This window comes from Bradyrhizobium ingae (assembly GCF_055791185.1).
The window spans coordinates 15,219-30,498 of sequence record NZ_JBVUBB010000038.1 but is presented as its reverse complement, the minus strand read 5'-3'; the positions used below and the strand labels follow the sequence as shown (position 1 = coordinate 30,498).

12 protein-coding genes are annotated in these 15,280 nt (G+C 62.6%); 8 read left to right on the top strand and 4 right to left on the bottom strand.

Annotation, left to right across the window (positions count from 1 at the left end; all coding sequences use genetic code 11):
- Window positions 1–36: 36 nt before the first annotated feature.
- Window positions 37–1,995 (top strand): transketolase, encoded by a 1,959-nt coding sequence (tkt, locus tag ACV1FX_RS34655; RefSeq protein WP_473122035.1) that lies wholly within the window; start codon window positions 37–39, stop codon window positions 1,993–1,995.
- A 71-nt stretch (window positions 1,996–2,066) separates the two neighbouring features.
- Window positions 2,067–3,053, top strand: coding sequence for a D-2-hydroxyacid dehydrogenase (locus tag ACV1FX_RS34650; protein WP_473122034.1), 987 nt, complete (start codon window positions 2,067–2,069; stop codon window positions 3,051–3,053).
- 183 nt (window positions 3,054–3,236) lie between these two features.
- Here the strand turns inward: ACV1FX_RS34650 and ACV1FX_RS34645 are convergent, their stop codons facing one another.
- Both ACV1FX_RS34645 and ACV1FX_RS34640 read right to left on the bottom strand, forming a co-directional pair.
- Window positions 3,237–4,034, bottom strand: coding sequence for a transporter substrate-binding domain-containing protein (locus tag ACV1FX_RS34645; RefSeq protein WP_473122033.1), 798 nt, complete (start codon window positions 4,032–4,034; stop codon window positions 3,237–3,239).
- 288 nt (window positions 4,035–4,322) lie between these two features.
- Window positions 4,323–5,309, bottom strand: a complete 987-nt coding sequence (locus tag ACV1FX_RS34640; protein ID WP_473122032.1) for a Bug family tripartite tricarboxylate transporter substrate binding protein — start codon at window positions 5,307–5,309, stop codon at window positions 4,323–4,325.
- A gap of 335 nt (window positions 5,310–5,644) precedes the next feature.
- Between ACV1FX_RS34640 and ACV1FX_RS34635 the strand changes: the two genes are divergently transcribed.
- The 4 genes from ACV1FX_RS34635 to ACV1FX_RS34620 all read left to right on the top strand — a co-directional run bounded on the left by ACV1FX_RS34635 (window position 5,645) and on the right by ACV1FX_RS34620 (window position 10,391).
- The gene (locus tag ACV1FX_RS34635; protein WP_473122031.1) at window positions 5,645–7,306 is read left to right on the top strand and encodes an IclR family transcriptional regulator domain-containing protein; all 1,662 of its coding nucleotides are present in this window, start codon (window positions 5,645–5,647) and stop codon (window positions 7,304–7,306) included.
- A gap of 185 nt (window positions 7,307–7,491) precedes the next feature.
- Entirely contained in the window at window positions 7,492–8,280 is a 789-nt protein-coding gene (locus ACV1FX_RS34630) for an RraA family protein (RefSeq protein ID WP_473122030.1), read from the top strand.
- 159 nt (window positions 8,281–8,439) lie between these two features.
- Window positions 8,440–8,745 carry a YciI family protein gene (locus tag ACV1FX_RS34625; protein ID WP_473122029.1) on the top strand — a complete coding sequence of 102 codons (306 nt, stop codon included), beginning with the start codon at window positions 8,440–8,442 and terminating at the stop codon, window positions 8,743–8,745.
- A 65-nt stretch (window positions 8,746–8,810) separates the two neighbouring features.
- On the top strand, window positions 8,811–10,391 hold the full coding sequence (locus tag ACV1FX_RS34620; protein WP_473122028.1) for an aldehyde dehydrogenase (NADP(+)): 1,581 nt from the start codon (window positions 8,811–8,813) through the stop codon (window positions 10,389–10,391).
- A 48-nt stretch (window positions 10,392–10,439) separates the two neighbouring features.
- Here the strand turns inward: ACV1FX_RS34620 and ACV1FX_RS34615 are convergent, their stop codons facing one another.
- Both ACV1FX_RS34615 and ACV1FX_RS34610 read right to left on the bottom strand, forming a co-directional pair.
- Window positions 10,440–11,852, bottom strand: coding sequence for a sensor histidine kinase (locus ACV1FX_RS34615; RefSeq protein ID WP_473122027.1), 1,413 nt, complete (start codon window positions 11,850–11,852; stop codon window positions 10,440–10,442).
- A complete protein-coding gene (locus ACV1FX_RS34610) occupies window positions 11,849–12,514 on the bottom strand; it encodes a response regulator (RefSeq protein ID WP_473122026.1) in 666 nt (221 codons plus the stop codon). Before ACV1FX_RS34610 ends, ACV1FX_RS34615 begins: the two co-directional genes overlap by 4 nt.
- 92 nt (window positions 12,515–12,606) lie before the next feature.
- On the opposite strand from ACV1FX_RS34610, the gene ACV1FX_RS34605 reads away from it, so the two are divergent.
- Both ACV1FX_RS34605 and ACV1FX_RS34600 read left to right on the top strand, forming a co-directional pair.
- Complete coding sequence (locus ACV1FX_RS34605; RefSeq protein WP_473122025.1) at window positions 12,607–13,701, top strand: ABC transporter substrate-binding protein; 1,095 nt, start codon at window positions 12,607–12,609, stop codon at window positions 13,699–13,701.
- 156 nt (window positions 13,702–13,857) lie between these two features.
- Window positions 13,858–15,261 (top strand): 2-hydroxycarboxylate transporter family protein, encoded by a 1,404-nt coding sequence (locus tag ACV1FX_RS34600; RefSeq protein ID WP_473122024.1) that lies wholly within the window; start codon window positions 13,858–13,860, stop codon window positions 15,259–15,261.
- Window positions 15,262–15,280 lie beyond the last annotated feature (19 nt).

Sequence of the window (15,280 nt, the reverse complement as noted above, 5' to 3'; positions counted from 1 at the left end):
CCTGTCGCGCAGGTGTCGGCCGATCTGGACAAGCGAATGGCCGATGCCATTCGTTTCCTGTCGCTCGACGCCATCGAAAAGGCCTCCGACGGTCATCCCGGCGCGCCGCTCGGCTGTGCCGAGATCGCGACCGCGCTGTTCACGCGGCATATCAAGTGCAATCCGCTCGACCCGCTCTGGCCGGATCGCGACAGGTTCGTCCTGTCCAACGGCCACGGCTCGATGTTGATCTACGCGTTGCTGCATCTGTCGGGCTATAGCGCTTTTCCGATCGAACAGATCAAGCGTTTCCGCGAGCTGGGCTCGCACACCCATGGCCATCCCGAGCGCGCGCCCGAGCTCGGCATCGAGGTTACGACCGGTCCGCTCGGGCAGGGTATCGCCAATGCTGTCGGCATGGCGGTCGCGGAAGCCTGGCTCAACGCAACGTTTGGCGATGGGATCGCTGACCATCGCACCTACGCGGTCGTCGGCGATGGCTGCCTCCAGGAAGGCGTCGCCCATGAGGTGATTTCGCTGGCGGGCCATCTGCGCCTTGGCAAGCTCTGCTTCCTCTGGGATGACAATCGGATGACCGATGACGGTCACACGGATTTTTCGATTTCGGAAGACGTGCGCGCGCGCTTCCGCATCGCAGGTTGGCATGTCATCAACGCCAACGGACATGATGTCGACTCGGTTTCCGCCGCCCTGCTGCTCGCCAAGGAAGACCCGCGCCCGACGATGATCGCCTGCCGCACCACCATCGGCAAGGGCCTGCCGCGTCTCGAGGGCCAGCGCGGCGCTCATGGCGGTCGCGTATTCGCGAAGGATCTCGAGGAGGCGCGTACGGCCGCCGGCTGGACCGCCGGGCCATTCGAAGTTCCAGGCGATGTTGCGGATGGCTGGAAGGCTGGCGTACTCGATCGCAACTTGCCGACCTACGAGGCGTGGCGTGCGCGCGTCGCAGCGATGTCGCCGGAGAAGCGCACCCTGTTTGAGCGCATGATGGCAGGCGATCTGCCCAGCGGCTGGGTCGAGACTCTCGCCGCATGGCGCCGCAAGGTCGCGGTCGAGCGTCCGAGACGCTCAACGAACGAGGCAACCGCCGACATCGTGGCGAAGCTCGCCGAGGTGATTCCCGAACTGATCGCCGGCGCTCCGGATCTCGAAGGGCCGACTGGCTGCAAGCGCTCGCTTGGCGCCTTCACGCCTGAGAACCCGGCCGGTCGATATGTCCACTATGGCATCCGCGAACACGCCATGGGCGCCATGATGAACGGCATGGCAGCGCATGGCGGGGTGCTGCCGCTCGGTGCAACCTATCTGGTGTTCTCTGACTATATGCGACCCGCCCTGCGAATGGCCGCACTCATGGAATTGCCGGTCGTGACCATCTACAGCCACGACTCCATCGGCATCGGCAAGAACGGTCCGACCCATCAGCCGGTCGAGTATCTGGCGGCGTTGCGAGCGATGCCGAATATGGCTGTCTTTCGGCCGGCCGATCATGTCGAAGCCGCCGAATGCTGGGAACTCGCGTTGCAGCGCAAGCACGGGCCATCCTCGATGATCTGCTCCCGGCAGGCCTTGCCGCCGGTTCGCAGCGATGACGGCGCGGTGAACCATTCGGCACGCGGTGCCTATCTGCTCACCGATGCAGAGGGCGCGCGGCGCGTCACTCTTCTTGCGACGGGCTCGGAAGTCCAGATCGCGCTGGCGGCGCGAGCTATCCTCCAGGCGAAGGGAATACCGACCGCGGTCGTTTCCATGCCGTGCTGGGAACTGTTCGAGGAGCAGGATGAGGCCTATCGCGAGAGCGTGCTCGGCAAGGGCGTGCGCGTCGCGATCGAAGCGGCGGTGCGATTGGGCTGGGATCGTTGGGTTGGAGAGCGCGGCGGCTTCATCGGCATGTCGAGCTTCGGAGCGTCGGGCCCGGGCGAAGAGCTCTTCAGCCATTTTGGCATTACGGCCGAGAAGGTCGCGGAATTGGCATCGAACCTGCTTCGTGAATAGCCTGCCGGCCTCTAATCCTGCAATGGACGTGCAGAGCGCCCGCACGTCCGACAACTGACTGTGAGACCACGATGACCATGCCGGAACCTGCACGTATCGTCTTCCTCGATCGGGACACGATGCCGCCGGACATTCACCTGCGGCGACCGTCGTTTCGACACGAGCTGCTGGAATACGGAGCCACTGCCCCCGAGGACGTCGCCGCGCGGATCGCGGATGCTCACATCGTGATCACCAACAAGGCACCGGTGCGACGCACCGAGCTCGAAGCGGCACCGAACCTGCGCTTCATTGCCATTGCCGCTACCGGATCGGACGTCGTCGACATCCGCGCATGCGAAGATCGTGGTGTCGCCGTTTCCAATATTCGCGGCTATGCGGTGAACACGGTTCCGGAGCACACCTTCGCATTGATCTTCGCGCTGCGCCGCAGCCTCACCGCTTACCGCGATTCCGTTCGCAATGGCCGCTGGCATGAAGCCGGCCAGTTTTGCTATTTCGACTTTCCCATCCGCGACCTGGCCGGATCGACGCTCGGCATCATCGGAGACGGGACGCTAGGCCGCTCCGTGGCGGACATCGGTCGCGCACTTGGAATGCGTGTGTTGTTTTCCACATACAAGGGCGTGGAGGGCATGGGCCCGCTCTATACCCCGTTCGAGGAGGTGTTGCGGACGTCCGACATCATTACCCTGCATGCGCCGCTGATGCCGGCAACGCGCAACATGATCGCAGCGCCCGAATTTGCGACGATGGAGCGTCGCCCGCTCCTGATCAACACCGCGCGCGGCGGCCTTGTCGACGAGGTCGCGCTCGGCGACGCGCTTCGTTCGGGTCAGCTTTCCGGAGCCGGATTCGACGTTGCCACGGTCGAGCCGCCATCAGGCGATCATCCGCTGATGCAATTGGTGGGATTGCCGAACTTCATCCTGACGCCGCACGTCGCCTGGGCAAGCCGCGAGGCCGTACAGGCGCTTGCCGATCAACTCGTGGACAATATCGAGGCCTTCTGGCGCGGCCAGCCACGCAATCTCGTTACCGTGGCTCCGCCGGCGTGATTTCACGTAGCGCAGTGCCCACGCTCGCGGGGCATAGCCGCTTGCTCTCTACGGACAACTATGTGCTGGGGCGCGATGAGATTGGAATAAATCATCATCGCGCTCCAAATCTTGCTTTGAGGCGCTTTCTTGCAAACCGGCGTCCGGGTTGATCGAGAACGGTCGATCTCGACGCCAAGGATTTCAGGACTTGGCCGACAAAATCCTCGCCGGCAATCCAATGCCGTGAAACTTCTTGAAGATTTCCTCGAGCCGCCCGTTTGCGAGATTGGTTCGGACCCAGCCATTCACGAACTCTTCGAGCGGCTTATCGTCTTTTCGCATGCCGACGCCGACATCGAACTCGGCAATGGTGAACTTCGGCTCGATTTGTCTTGCCGGGTTTTGTTTGGCGACTTGTGCGATGACCGCCGGCTCCTGGGCGACGATATCGACCTGTCCGCTGGCGAACGCGGTCATGTTGGTCGATTCATCGTCGAAACGAACGATCTCGACGCCGGGCACTCCGAGTTTTGTCAGGGCGCTATCGCCGGTCGTGCCGCGCGTGACGCCGACGCGTTTTCCTTCGAGGTCTTTCGGGTCACCGAGCTTGATGCTCTTTGGGGCTGCTATGTATTGAACGGCGGCAGCGTAGGGTACGGAGAAGTCGACGACCTTCTGACGTTCCGGTGTGATCGAGAAGGTGGAAATAACGACGTCCGCTTTCTTGCTGATCAGGAACGGGGCCCGGTTCGGACCAGTCACTTCGACGATCTCGAGGTCGACGCCCATGTCATGGGCAAGCAGCACGGCGGTCTCATAGTCGGAGCCTGTTGGCTTGAGGTCCTGATCCTTGTAGCCCCAGGGCGGCCGTCCGAATTCGAGCGCCACCCGAATCTTGCCGGCCGACTTGATGGCAGAAACGCTGTCTTGCGCGGCAGCCGGAAGCACATTCAGGAATGGCATCGCAAGGCCGGCCATGATCAATGTTCGTCGCTTCATCTCTTTCCTCTCCGAGACAGGTTTGAGCGTGGCCACTCCAGCTGTCTTGTTTGGTTTTTGAAATCGTCGTCGTCAGTTTTCGCGGGGATCATAGAGTGAAGGCAGTTCGTGTGAAGCCTCGATCCGCGGCTAGCCGAAGGGCGTTCCTACATAGTGAGATCAGGGCATACGGATCGAATGCGTGAGACGTTCGGGGCGCATCTCGGCCGATGGTGGCGGGAATGAGAGGTCGCGAGGCCGGACAGAATTGTCCGACCGTCCCATGGATCATGTCCCTGTATTGCGCATTCAGTCGACGCTGATGCCGGCAGATTTCGCCACGGTGGCCCACTTCTCCACCTCGGCTTTGATGAAGGCCGTGTATTCGTCCGGATTGTTGCCGCTTGGCACGAGGCCGGTCGTTTCGAGCTTGGCCTTGATCGGACCGTTGAGCGCCTTGGCAATCTCCTGATGCAGGCGATCGACGATCTCCTTTGGCAACCCGGGTGGCGCGGAGATGCCGCTCCAGGAGATTGCGGAAAAGTCGGGATAGCCGCTTTCCGCGATGGTCGGGGTGTCCGGATAGATGGGGTTGCGCTGCGCGCTCGTCACCGCGAGAATGCGCAGCAATCCTGCCTGAACGTTGGACAACACCGCGTCCGCATTGGTGATCAGGATCGGCACCTGGCCGCCGATCACGTCCTGCATCGCGGGAGCTCCTCCCTTGTAGGGAATGTGCTCGATATTCAATCCGGCCTTCTGCTTGAACAGCTCCATCGCCATGTTGCCCGACGAGCCGGCGCCCGAACTGGCGTAGTTGTATTTGCCCGGATCCTTCTTCGCCATGACCACGAGGTCCTGCAAGGTTTTTGCCGGGAAATCGGGGTGCACGACGATGGCGTTCGGGCCCGACGCAATCATGGTGATGTGGGTGAAGTCCTTCACCGGATCGTACGGCATATTCTTGTAGATCGCGGCGTTGATTGCGTGTGATCCAACCCCAGACAAGAGCAGCGTGTAGCCGTCCGGTGCGGCCCGTGCCGCGGCCAACGAGCCGAGATTTCCGTTGGCGCCAGGGCGGTTCTCGACGACCACCGGCTGGCCAAGGGATTTCGCAATCTCCTGCGCCACCAGGCGTGCATTGGCATCGCTTGTGCCGCCTGCCGGGAACGGGACGACGATGGTGATCAGTCGGCTGGGGTAGGTCTGGGCCAGAGCAGCGTCGGTGGCCGCAAGCACGCAAAATGCGGTCGCGCAAATGAAGCGCGCAACGCGCCCGATCGCTTTGGCAGTCATGATGTCCTCCTCGACGTTCGCCCCAGTTTCTCGAGCGTTTGCCGTCGTTTTTCACTGACATCCATTTTGTTGGGATGCGGCGCGTTGGCACGGTTCAGACGGTCATCCCACATTGTGAGACTGACCGTTCTCGCGAGGTGGGCAGGATCACTTGAAACGGCTTGCCGCGCCAACACCGTTTACGGATGATGGCGGAAGAGGGAATTGGAGCCCGGACGTACCGCCCTGTTTCCTCTTCAAAAAAGGGGTTCCTCTCGATCAACCGCCAAGCAGCCCGCAGAGGTCGGAGGTTGTCGAAACAAGAGGGGCGGCACCCGGAGGGATAGGAAACGCTGATGGCGCGACGGTCGACAGAGTCCGAGCCAACGAAGGAAGCGGCGCGGCCCGAAGGGGCCGCATTGCTGTCAAAAGCGTGCGACGTTCTGGAATCCGTCAGCGCGACGGCTGGAGGAATCCATCAATCCGAGCTGCAGGCGCGGGTGCGGCTGCCACGCGCAACGCTGTACCGCATTCTGTCCGGCCTGGTGGCGCGTGGCCTGTTGCGTCATGATCCCGTGCGGCAAACCTATGCACTTGGTTTCCGGCTCGTCGAAATGGCGCAAAATGTCTGGTCCGCGCGCGACCTGGCGACGATTGCGGAGCCCGAACTGCGGCGGTTGCGCGACGTCACCGGAGAAACCGCCTATCTTGCCGTGCTCGAAGGCGGCAAGGCCGTGCAACTTTGCAAGTGCGAAGGTGCGCATGACTTGCGTTCCTCGGCGATGCCGGGCCAACGCAAGCAGCTCTATTGCACGAGCCAGGGCAAGGCGATGCTCGCATTCCTTCCCGATGATGAGCGCGAGGCGCTGCTGCGCAAGCTCACATTGAAGGCGGTGACGCCGAACACGATGACCGATCGCGGCCGCCTGAAGACCGATCTCAGCATCGTGCGAGCCAGGGGATTCTCGATCGATCTCGAAGAGATCGTGGAAGGCGTACATTGCGTCGGTGCTCCCGTCATTTCGTCCGACGGCCGATTGCTGGGGTCGGTCAGCATCGCCGGTCCGTCGTGGCGTTTGACGCTGGAGCGGCTCGAATTGCTGGGGCCCGAGGTCGCGGCGGCCGGACGGCGTATCGGCGCGCAGATGCGGGCCTCACCGGACACGGATTCCGTCGCGATCCGGCCGATTGGCTCGGCGGCTTTCAACGGAAGCAGTCCGCGATGGTCGGCCAACGACGACCGTCTCTGGTGGCTCGATACCCTGGGACCCGACGTCCGTTGCACCTCGGCGACGGCTCCGGATTATCTCGTCGCCAGGACCGATGAGCCGCTGAGGATTCTTGCGATCGCCGCGAACCGCAAATCGATTGCAATCGATTCGGCCGGAGCCGTGTTCTGGATCGACGAGAATGGTGTGCGCGCGAAGCAGCACGTAGCCGAATTTTCGCGATTGCTGGCGTTGCGTGCAGCGCCGGATGGTCAGGTCTGGGCAAGCATGCTGGACGTCGATCTGGTATCGAGCGTCATCGGCACCATTGCCATGGACGGGTCGATGAAGCCCATCTGGCGGCTGCCCGGCCAAGTTACGTCACTTGCCTGGATGCCGGGCGGAGGGCTCGTCGCTTCCGTCCCCGATTCCGGCAAGATCTTCAGATTGGAGCCCCGACGGTCCGCTCCCTTGCTTCTGGCTCACCTTCCGCCGGGTGGCGGACGGCCGATGGGCATTGCTGTAGATGCTGCCGGCGGAATCTGGGTTGCATTGTGCAATGGTTGGAGCGTGGTTCGTCTCGACGCCGAAGGAGAGGTCGAGCGCGTCGTGCCGTTACCTGTCGCGCGACCGACCGACATTGGATTCGGCGGAAAAGATCTCAAGACCTTGTTCGTCACCACCGCCAGGCACGGGATCAGTCTCGACGTTCTGGAGTCGGCGCCGCAGTCGGGACGCCTGCTGGCGTTCGAGACGGCTATTGCGGGAGTCGCTGAGTCCGAAATCGATTGGCCTGCGCCAATCTCATGACATGAGACAATCCGGGCATTGGGACGCGACCCGCTGTTGTGCCGACAATTGGTTTGCTCTCATAATCCGCCAGCTCGCAAGTCACCCATACGTAGCTGAACCAGCAAGGACGACGGGCGGGGCGTAGTTGCACGGCGTCTTTGCGCCAACGTGTTCCAAGCCTCGCAGAAGCAGGGAGGAATTCAGTGAACAATCCGACAAACGGACAACGGAATCGGGTCGATGTCCCGCGAGAGGTCATCGATCGTCTGCGCAACGTGTCGAGCGGCTCCCTCACGACGGAACTGTTCCGAAAGGGGCTGCGCCAATGCTTTCTCGTCGGCGTCAAGCCATTGAACAAGAAGGCCGCGCGGTTTGCCGGCGAGGCCTTCACGCTGCGGATGATTCCTGCGCGTGAAGACGTCGACACCTACGATACGCTGACGCCTTATCCCAACGAGATGAACTTGCAATGGGAAGCCGTAGAGCGGATCGGCAAGGGGCAGGTTCTGATCATCGATAGCCGAAACGATCCGCGCGCAGCATCGGCCGGTGCCATGCTGCCGACACGCCTCAAAATCAGGGGCGCCGAGGCTGTGGTCACCGATGGTTCCTTCCGGGACGGTATCGAACTGGCGGAGCTCGATTTCCCGGCCTACGCCCGTGAGGTGGTCGCCTCGACGCGACTCTCGTTCCATCACGTGGCGGATCTGAACGTTCCCATCAGTTGTGCGGACGTTGCGGTCTATCCCGGCGACATCGTGGTCGGTGATGGTGACGGCGTCACCGTTGTTCCCAGGCATTTGGCCGCTGAAATGGCTGATGCGTGTGAGAGACGCGATCTACTCGAGAAATATCTCTACTACCGTGTGGAGGCAGGCGAGGGACTCTATGGTCTGTACCCGCCCACGGATCAGACGCGTGCCGACTACGCTGCGTGGAAAGAGGCGGGAGGCAAGCGGGAAGAGGCCGGCAAGATCCGAGCCGGCAAGTAAGGTCAATGATCGCTGATTGATTGACCGCGACAGCCGCCGCGGCTTCGACATCCACCGTGCGGCGAGCGTGCGAGTCGTTGCGATCTGACACAGCCTGAGCCGCGCAGTCGGTTCGGGCGGGGGCGATATGTCCTCGCGCAAGTTTTTGGAGATGAAGCGATGCAGTTTACGATCTTAGCGCATGACGCGCCAGGCGATGAGGCGCACGCGCGACGCCTCAATGCACGCGCCGAACACATGGATGGCATCAGGCGTTTGAAGATCGAGGGCCGCATCCTGGATGGGGGCGCTTTGCTCGACGAGTCCGGTCGTATGAGCGGATCGGTCGTTCTCTGTGATTTTCCCGATCGTGCGGCGTTGGATGCATATCTGGCGAGCGAGCCATATGTGCGCGATAAGGTCTGGTCGGATGTGAAGATTCTCTCGTTCCGCCGCGTCGATTGGGATGCGTTGCTCTCGCGCTGAGAAGTCTTCGTCCTGACTTGAAAGTCGTGACCTGAAAGATGAATGGCGCCGTGAAGAGGCTTGAAATGATGCTGAATGGAGAAATGCTGATCGGTGCGACGCCGGTACGCGGAACGGGGGCTGGTTTCCGGGGTATCGATCCCGCGACGGGGGCGGAGCTCGATCCGGTCTATGGTGCCGCGAGCGTGGCCGATATCGATCGCGCCTGTGCGCTCGCATCGTCGGCATTCGATGCTTATCGCGAGATCGCGCCGCAACGGCGCGCCGGCTTCCTCGAGCGGATCGCGGCCAATATCCTTGAACTTGGTGACGATCTGATCGTCCGCGCGATGCAGGAGACCGGGCTGCCGCGCGCTCGGCTGGAGGGCGAGCGGGCGCGCACGGTGGGACAGTTGCGCTTGTTTGCCGAGGTCGTTCGCGATGGCGTCCATCTGGATGCGCGCATCGACCCTGCGATGCCGAACCGCAGTCCGATGCCGCGCTCGGACCTGCGGTTGCGCAACATCGCCATCGGGCCGGTCGCCGTGTTCGGCGCGAGCAATTTCCCGCTCGCATTCTCCGTCGCCGGAGGCGACACCGCCTCGGCCCTGGCTGCGGGTTGTCCCGTCGTGGTCAAGGCCCATCCCGCTCATCCAGGAACCTCCGAACTGGTTGGCCGTGCTGTCCAGGCTGCCGTGAAGGCGGAAGGCTTGCCCGAGGGTGTGTTCTCGCTGCTGTTCGGGCCTGGCAACGATCTCGGCGCTGCGCTGGTTGCCGATGCACGAATCAAGGCGGTCGGCTTTACCGGCTCGCGGCGCGGCGGCGTAGCGCTGGTCGACATCGCATCGCGGCGAGAGGAGCCGATTCCCGTTTATGCCGAGATGAGCAGCATCAATCCCGTCGTCTTGATGCCGAAGGCGCTCGCCGCACGCGGCGAAGAGATCGGCAAGCAGTTCATCGCATCGCTTACGATGGGCGCGGGCCAGTTCTGCACCAATCCGGGCGTGATCCTGGCGCAAGAGGGCGAAGGGCTGGATCGCTTCATCAAGGCGGCATCGGCCGCACTCGGCGGGGCCGCGGCCGCGACGATGCTCTCGCCGGGAATATCGCGGGCCTACGAGACCGGCGTCGCGCGGATGATCGAGAAAGACAACGTCCGGGTGGTGGCCCGGGGCGGCGGTGCGACGGGAGCCAACCAGGGGGCGGCGGCGTTGTTTGAAACCAGCGCGTCGGCATTCTTGTCGGACGTCGAATGCCGCGAGGAAGTCTTCGGCGCCTCGTCCGTGCTGGTGCGTTGCCGCAGCCAGGCCGATATTCGCTCCGTGTTGGAGGTGCTGGAAGGGCAGCTGACGATCACGCTACAACTCGACGAAGCCGACAGGGAGGATGCGCGCGCGCTTCTCCCGGTCATCGAACGCAAAGCCGGCCGAATTGTCGTCAATGGCTGGCCGACCGGCGTCGAGGTCGCGCACGCGATGGTGCATGGTGGTCCGTTTCCCGCGACGTCGGACTCGCGGACCACATCGGTCGGGACGCTCGCGATCCGCCGCTTCCTGCGTCCGGTCTGCTATCAGGATCTGCCCGCCGACCTCTTGCCTCCGGCGTTGCAAGACGGCAATCCGCTTCGTATCCCGCGACTGATCGATGGACGGCTGACGCTGCCGTGATCCTAAGCGCGATGAGATCAAGATGAAACGTCATCGCGCTTGATCAAGTCAGGGCGTTGGTCCGGCGGGGAAGCTCACTGTAACGGCGAGGCCGCGGCCGTCGATGTTGTCAGTCAGTTCGATCGCGCCGCGACTCTGTCGCAGCAAGGTTCTGACGATGGATAGACCGAGCCCGGAACCAGCCGGACGGTCGGCCGCTGGAACGCGATAGAAGCGGTCGAATACCCTTTCCCGGTGCTCGATGACGATGCCGGGCCCGTCGTCGGCAATCTTCACCGCATATCCGTCGCCTAGTGCGAGCACGCTGACGACGACCGACCCGCCTTCTCGATTATACCTGATCGCGTTGTCGATCAGGTTGGTCAGTATGTCGTGCAGTGTTGCGGAATCCACGTTGACGAGCGCGCCTTCCACGGCGGGATCGAATGCCAGATCGACATTCTTGGCTGCCGCAAATGGCGCCATCATTCCGACTGCCTCGCTCGCGCTTGCAACGAGATTGGTCGGCGCGGCATCAAGGCCGTGTTCGGTGACAGCGGCCTGCTCGGCGCGGGCCATCGCGATAAGCTGGGCGACCAGTCGATCGAGATGCTTGGTGGATCGTTCGATCTCGGCAATCGTATCGATGTTGTCCGGCAGGTGTCCCGCATCACGTTGCAGCAGCGCCAGATGGACTCGCAGAGACGCCAGCGGCGTCTTCATCTGGTGCGACGCATCGGCTATGAAATCGCGGATCAGTTGCATCGCGGCCTCGAGCCGCGCGAAGAGCTGGTTCATTGCCCGAACGGGCGGGTGCGCCTCATAGGGAATGTTCTCGAGCTCCAGCCGGCGGAGACCTGTTCCCGTGCCGAATTGCCGGGCGTCGATCTCGCGTCCGAGATCCACAAGCGGCGCAAGTCCGCGACGGACTGCAAACCAGCCAAGCGCCGCGGCAGTGGCGATAATGCCGACCTCCAGCACGATGAGAGGGAGGAGAAGCTCGCGTTTCGCCCCGGTCCGTGCGTTCGTTGTCTCGGCAACCTGCACCAGGACCGGCGATGGCTTGCCATAGGTGGCCTGGGTCGTCGCGGCAATGCGGACCGACGCGCCCTTGTAGCGAGCATCGAAATGCTTGATGGTGCCGGTCGAAATGGTCGCGGGATCGGCGCGCGGCAAGTCCTGGTAGCCGGTGACTGGCGTCTGCTCGTAAGAAACGCTGTAGTAGACGCTGTCGTTAGCCCGCGTTTCAAGCATTCCAAGCGCGACTTGTGGAAGATCGACGGATATCTCGCCGTCCTCCACGGTAATTCGCTCGGCGATGGCTTTCACCGAGCCGTCGAGCACACGGTCGTAGGCCGTTTCGATGGTCTGGTTGATGAGCACCAGGCCGGCAAGGCCAAGGGCGGCAGCCAACGCGCTGGTTGGAATAAGCAGGTTGAGCAGAAGTGCGCGGCGCAGCGACGGTGCGCGTTTCGGTGTCACCTATCCTCCATGAGATAGCCGAGACCTCGGACCGTCTTGATCATGGGGCCGTCGGAAGCAAGCTTCTGCCGCAACCGGGCGACGTAGAGTTCGATCGCGTTCGGAGCCACTGGCTCGTCGAAGCCGAAGACCTCGGAAATCAGGCGATCCTTCCGCACGAGCCGGCCGGCATGCGACATCAGGATTTCGAGCACGGTAACTTCACGCCGGCGCAGAACCAACGGCTTGCCGGCCAGCGTTGCCGTCGCCGAAGAGGTCTCGAGCATCAAGGCCCCGCACTTCAGGACCGGATCGAGACGCCCCTTGCCGCGTCGCACCAATGCCTTGACCCGCGCCTCGAACTCGTCGAGGTCGAACGGCTTCGTGAGATAGTCGTCGGCCCCGAGATTGAAGCACCTGACCTTGTCTTTGACTTCTCCGAGCGCGGTCAGAATCAGGATCGGCACTTCGCAGCCATTGCTGCGCAGCCTGCGAAGCACTTCCTGGCCCGGCAAGTCCGGCAGGCCCAGATCGAGAATGATGAGCGAATACGCCTCGGATGGGGCAATCTCGATGGCCCCCAAGCCGCTCGCCTCGTGATCGACGGCGACGCCGGAGTGTGCCAGGGCCTTCTTGAGGCCCTTCACCAGCGACAGGTCATCCTCAACGATCAGGATACGCAAGACGACGAACCTCGGGCAGGGGTAGGGGGCGTTGCCAAGTGGGACAATGTAAGTTCAGATGCATCCCAAGGTCAAAAGATTGCGCAGCATCGATGAGAACACGCCACCACGCGTCGCCGCTAGACCGTCTGCTTGTCGGCCTCTGGGCGTTCGCGGCATGGTTCCTGCTGTGTGCAACAGCTCTCGCCGGGGATACCGGCTCGGACGGAAAGGCCGGCTCCGGCGATACGCGGGCCCGTCTGGTGGTCAAGGCGACCACTGACATCGCAGAGGCGAGCGAGCTGGTTGCCGAGTTCATGAAGCTCAATCCCGAAGTTCGCGTCCAGTACTCCAAGATCTCATCCACCGAGCTGTATGACGAGATCGCAAAGCCTTCCGGGCAGGTTGCCGCCGTCGATGTCGCCTGGAGCTCCGCCATGGATCTCCAGATCAAGCTTGCCAATGACGGATACGCGTCCGAATACCGTTCGACAGAAATCGAGGGCATCCCGGATTGGGCCCGATGGAAGGACCGCGCTTACGGCATTACGGCCGAGCCGGTCGTGATCGTCTTCAACAAGCGGTTGCTTCGGGGCAATTTGGTGCCGAAGGACCACGCCGAACTGTTGCGTGTGCTGATAGATCATCCGGCAGTCTTCCACGGGAAGATCGCGACCTATGATCCCGAACTCAGTGGAACGGGCCTCCTGTTCCTGAGCCAGGACGTGCGCGTCACCGCCGAGACATGGAAGCTGGTGACGACGATGGGGCAGTCGGGGGTCAAGCTCTACACCTCATCTGCAGCGATGATCGATCGCGTCAGCGCCGGCGAGCTCGTCTTGGCCTATAATGTCCTCGGCTCGTACGCGCTCGAGCGCGCCAAGCGTGAGCCGGACCTGGGTGTCATCTTTCCAAGCGACTACACACTGCTGTTGTCGCGAATTGCGCTCATCCCGCGATCTGCGGAGCAGCCCGAGCTGGCGAGGCGCTTCGTCGATTTCCTGTTGTCGCGCGCCGGCCAGACATTGTTGGCCCGACATTCCCTTGGATCGGTTCGTGAGGACATGAAGCCGGCGATTCCGGGCTTCGTAGATGCAGAAAAAGCCCTTCGGCCGATAGCATTGAGCATCGACCTGCTGACATATCAGGACCAGGCAAAGCGCCGTCGCTTTCTCAGGGACTGGAAAGGCGCGCTGAGCGAGCATTGAGCGGGCGGCGCTGCGTGACAGGTTGCTGACAGGTTCGGCGACATATCCTGCCCTCAACAAGAAGACACGGAAAACCTTCGCACCGCGCCCACGATTGTGGAGCGTGGGCGAACGTCTACTCCTTGCGAACATAAAAACATTGGGAGGAATACGAGCATGTCAGCGCAGCACGCAGACGGTATCGTCCCGCATCGCGGGGGAGAAGCGGGATCGGAACGTCTCAACGCGGCGAATGCCGCGAACCGGTTCTGGCCCGAAGGATGGTGGCGGCTGACGGATATCCGGATCGGGATCATCCCGATTCCGATTTATCTCGTGCTTATCCTTCTCATCGGTGCGCTGGTCTATACCGGCGAGATCAAGTCGGACGGACCGACTATGATCGCGGTGCTCGTGCTTGGCGGCTTCACCTGCGCCGAGATCGGCAAGCGATTGCCGGTGCTGCGCAGCATAGGCGCCGGCGCAATCTTCGCCACCTTCATTCCCTCGGCGCTGGCGTTCTATCACTGGATTCCTCCGCAGGTCGAGAAGTCGATCATCGACTTCACGAAGTCGACCAACTTCCTCTATCTCTTCATCGCCTCGATCATCGTCGGCAGCATTTTCGCGATGGATCGCGAAGTCTTGATCCGCGGCTTCCTGAAAATCTTCATACCGCTCGCCGTCGGCTCGGTCGCCGCGGCGATCGTCGGTACCCTGGTCGGCACGGCGCTCGGCCTCGGTGCCAAGCACACCTTCTTCTATGTCGTGGTGCCGATCATGGCCGGCGGCGTCGGCGAGGGCGCCATCCCGCTGTCGATCGGCTATGCCGCATTGACCGGCGTGCCGCAGGGCGAGGTGTTCGCACAGGTGTTGCCGCCGGTGATGCTGGGCAGCCTGACCGCAATCCTGCTGTCCGGCGCGCTCAATTTCGTGGGCAAGAAATATCCGCATCTCACCGGCGAAGGCCGGCTGCAACCGCACGGCGATGACGAACTCGATGCTCATGCGGTGCACGAGGAAGGCGGGAACGAGCAGGGCGTCGGCCATGTCGGCGTCAGCACGATCGCAGCCGCAGGCCTGACCGCGATCACGCTCTATCTGCTCGGCGTTCTCTGTCATCACCTGTTTGGATTGCCGGCGCCGGTGGCGATGCTGTTCCTGGCAGTGCTCGCCAAGCTCAGCCGCGCGGTATCCCCGGAGCTGCAGCAGGGCGGAATGGTGGTCTACGAATTCGTCCGCACCAACATGACCTATCCGCTGCTGTTCGCGATCGGCGTCGCCCTGACGCCCTGGGACAAGCTGGTCGCGGCGTTCCACTTCGCCAACATCATCACCATCGCGTCGACGGTGGTCACGATCATGGCGACCGGCTTTGCCGTCGGTCGCTTCATGAACATGTACCCGATCGAGACCGCGATCGTGAACGCCTGCCACAGCGGTCAGGGCGGCACCGGCGATGTCGCGATCCTCACCGCCGCCAACCGCATGCAGTTGATGCCATTCGCGCAGATCGCGACCCGCATCGGCGGCGCGGTCACCGTCACCCTGGTGCTGATCATCATGGGCTACATGAAATGATCGCGCAGCCGAGCATTGC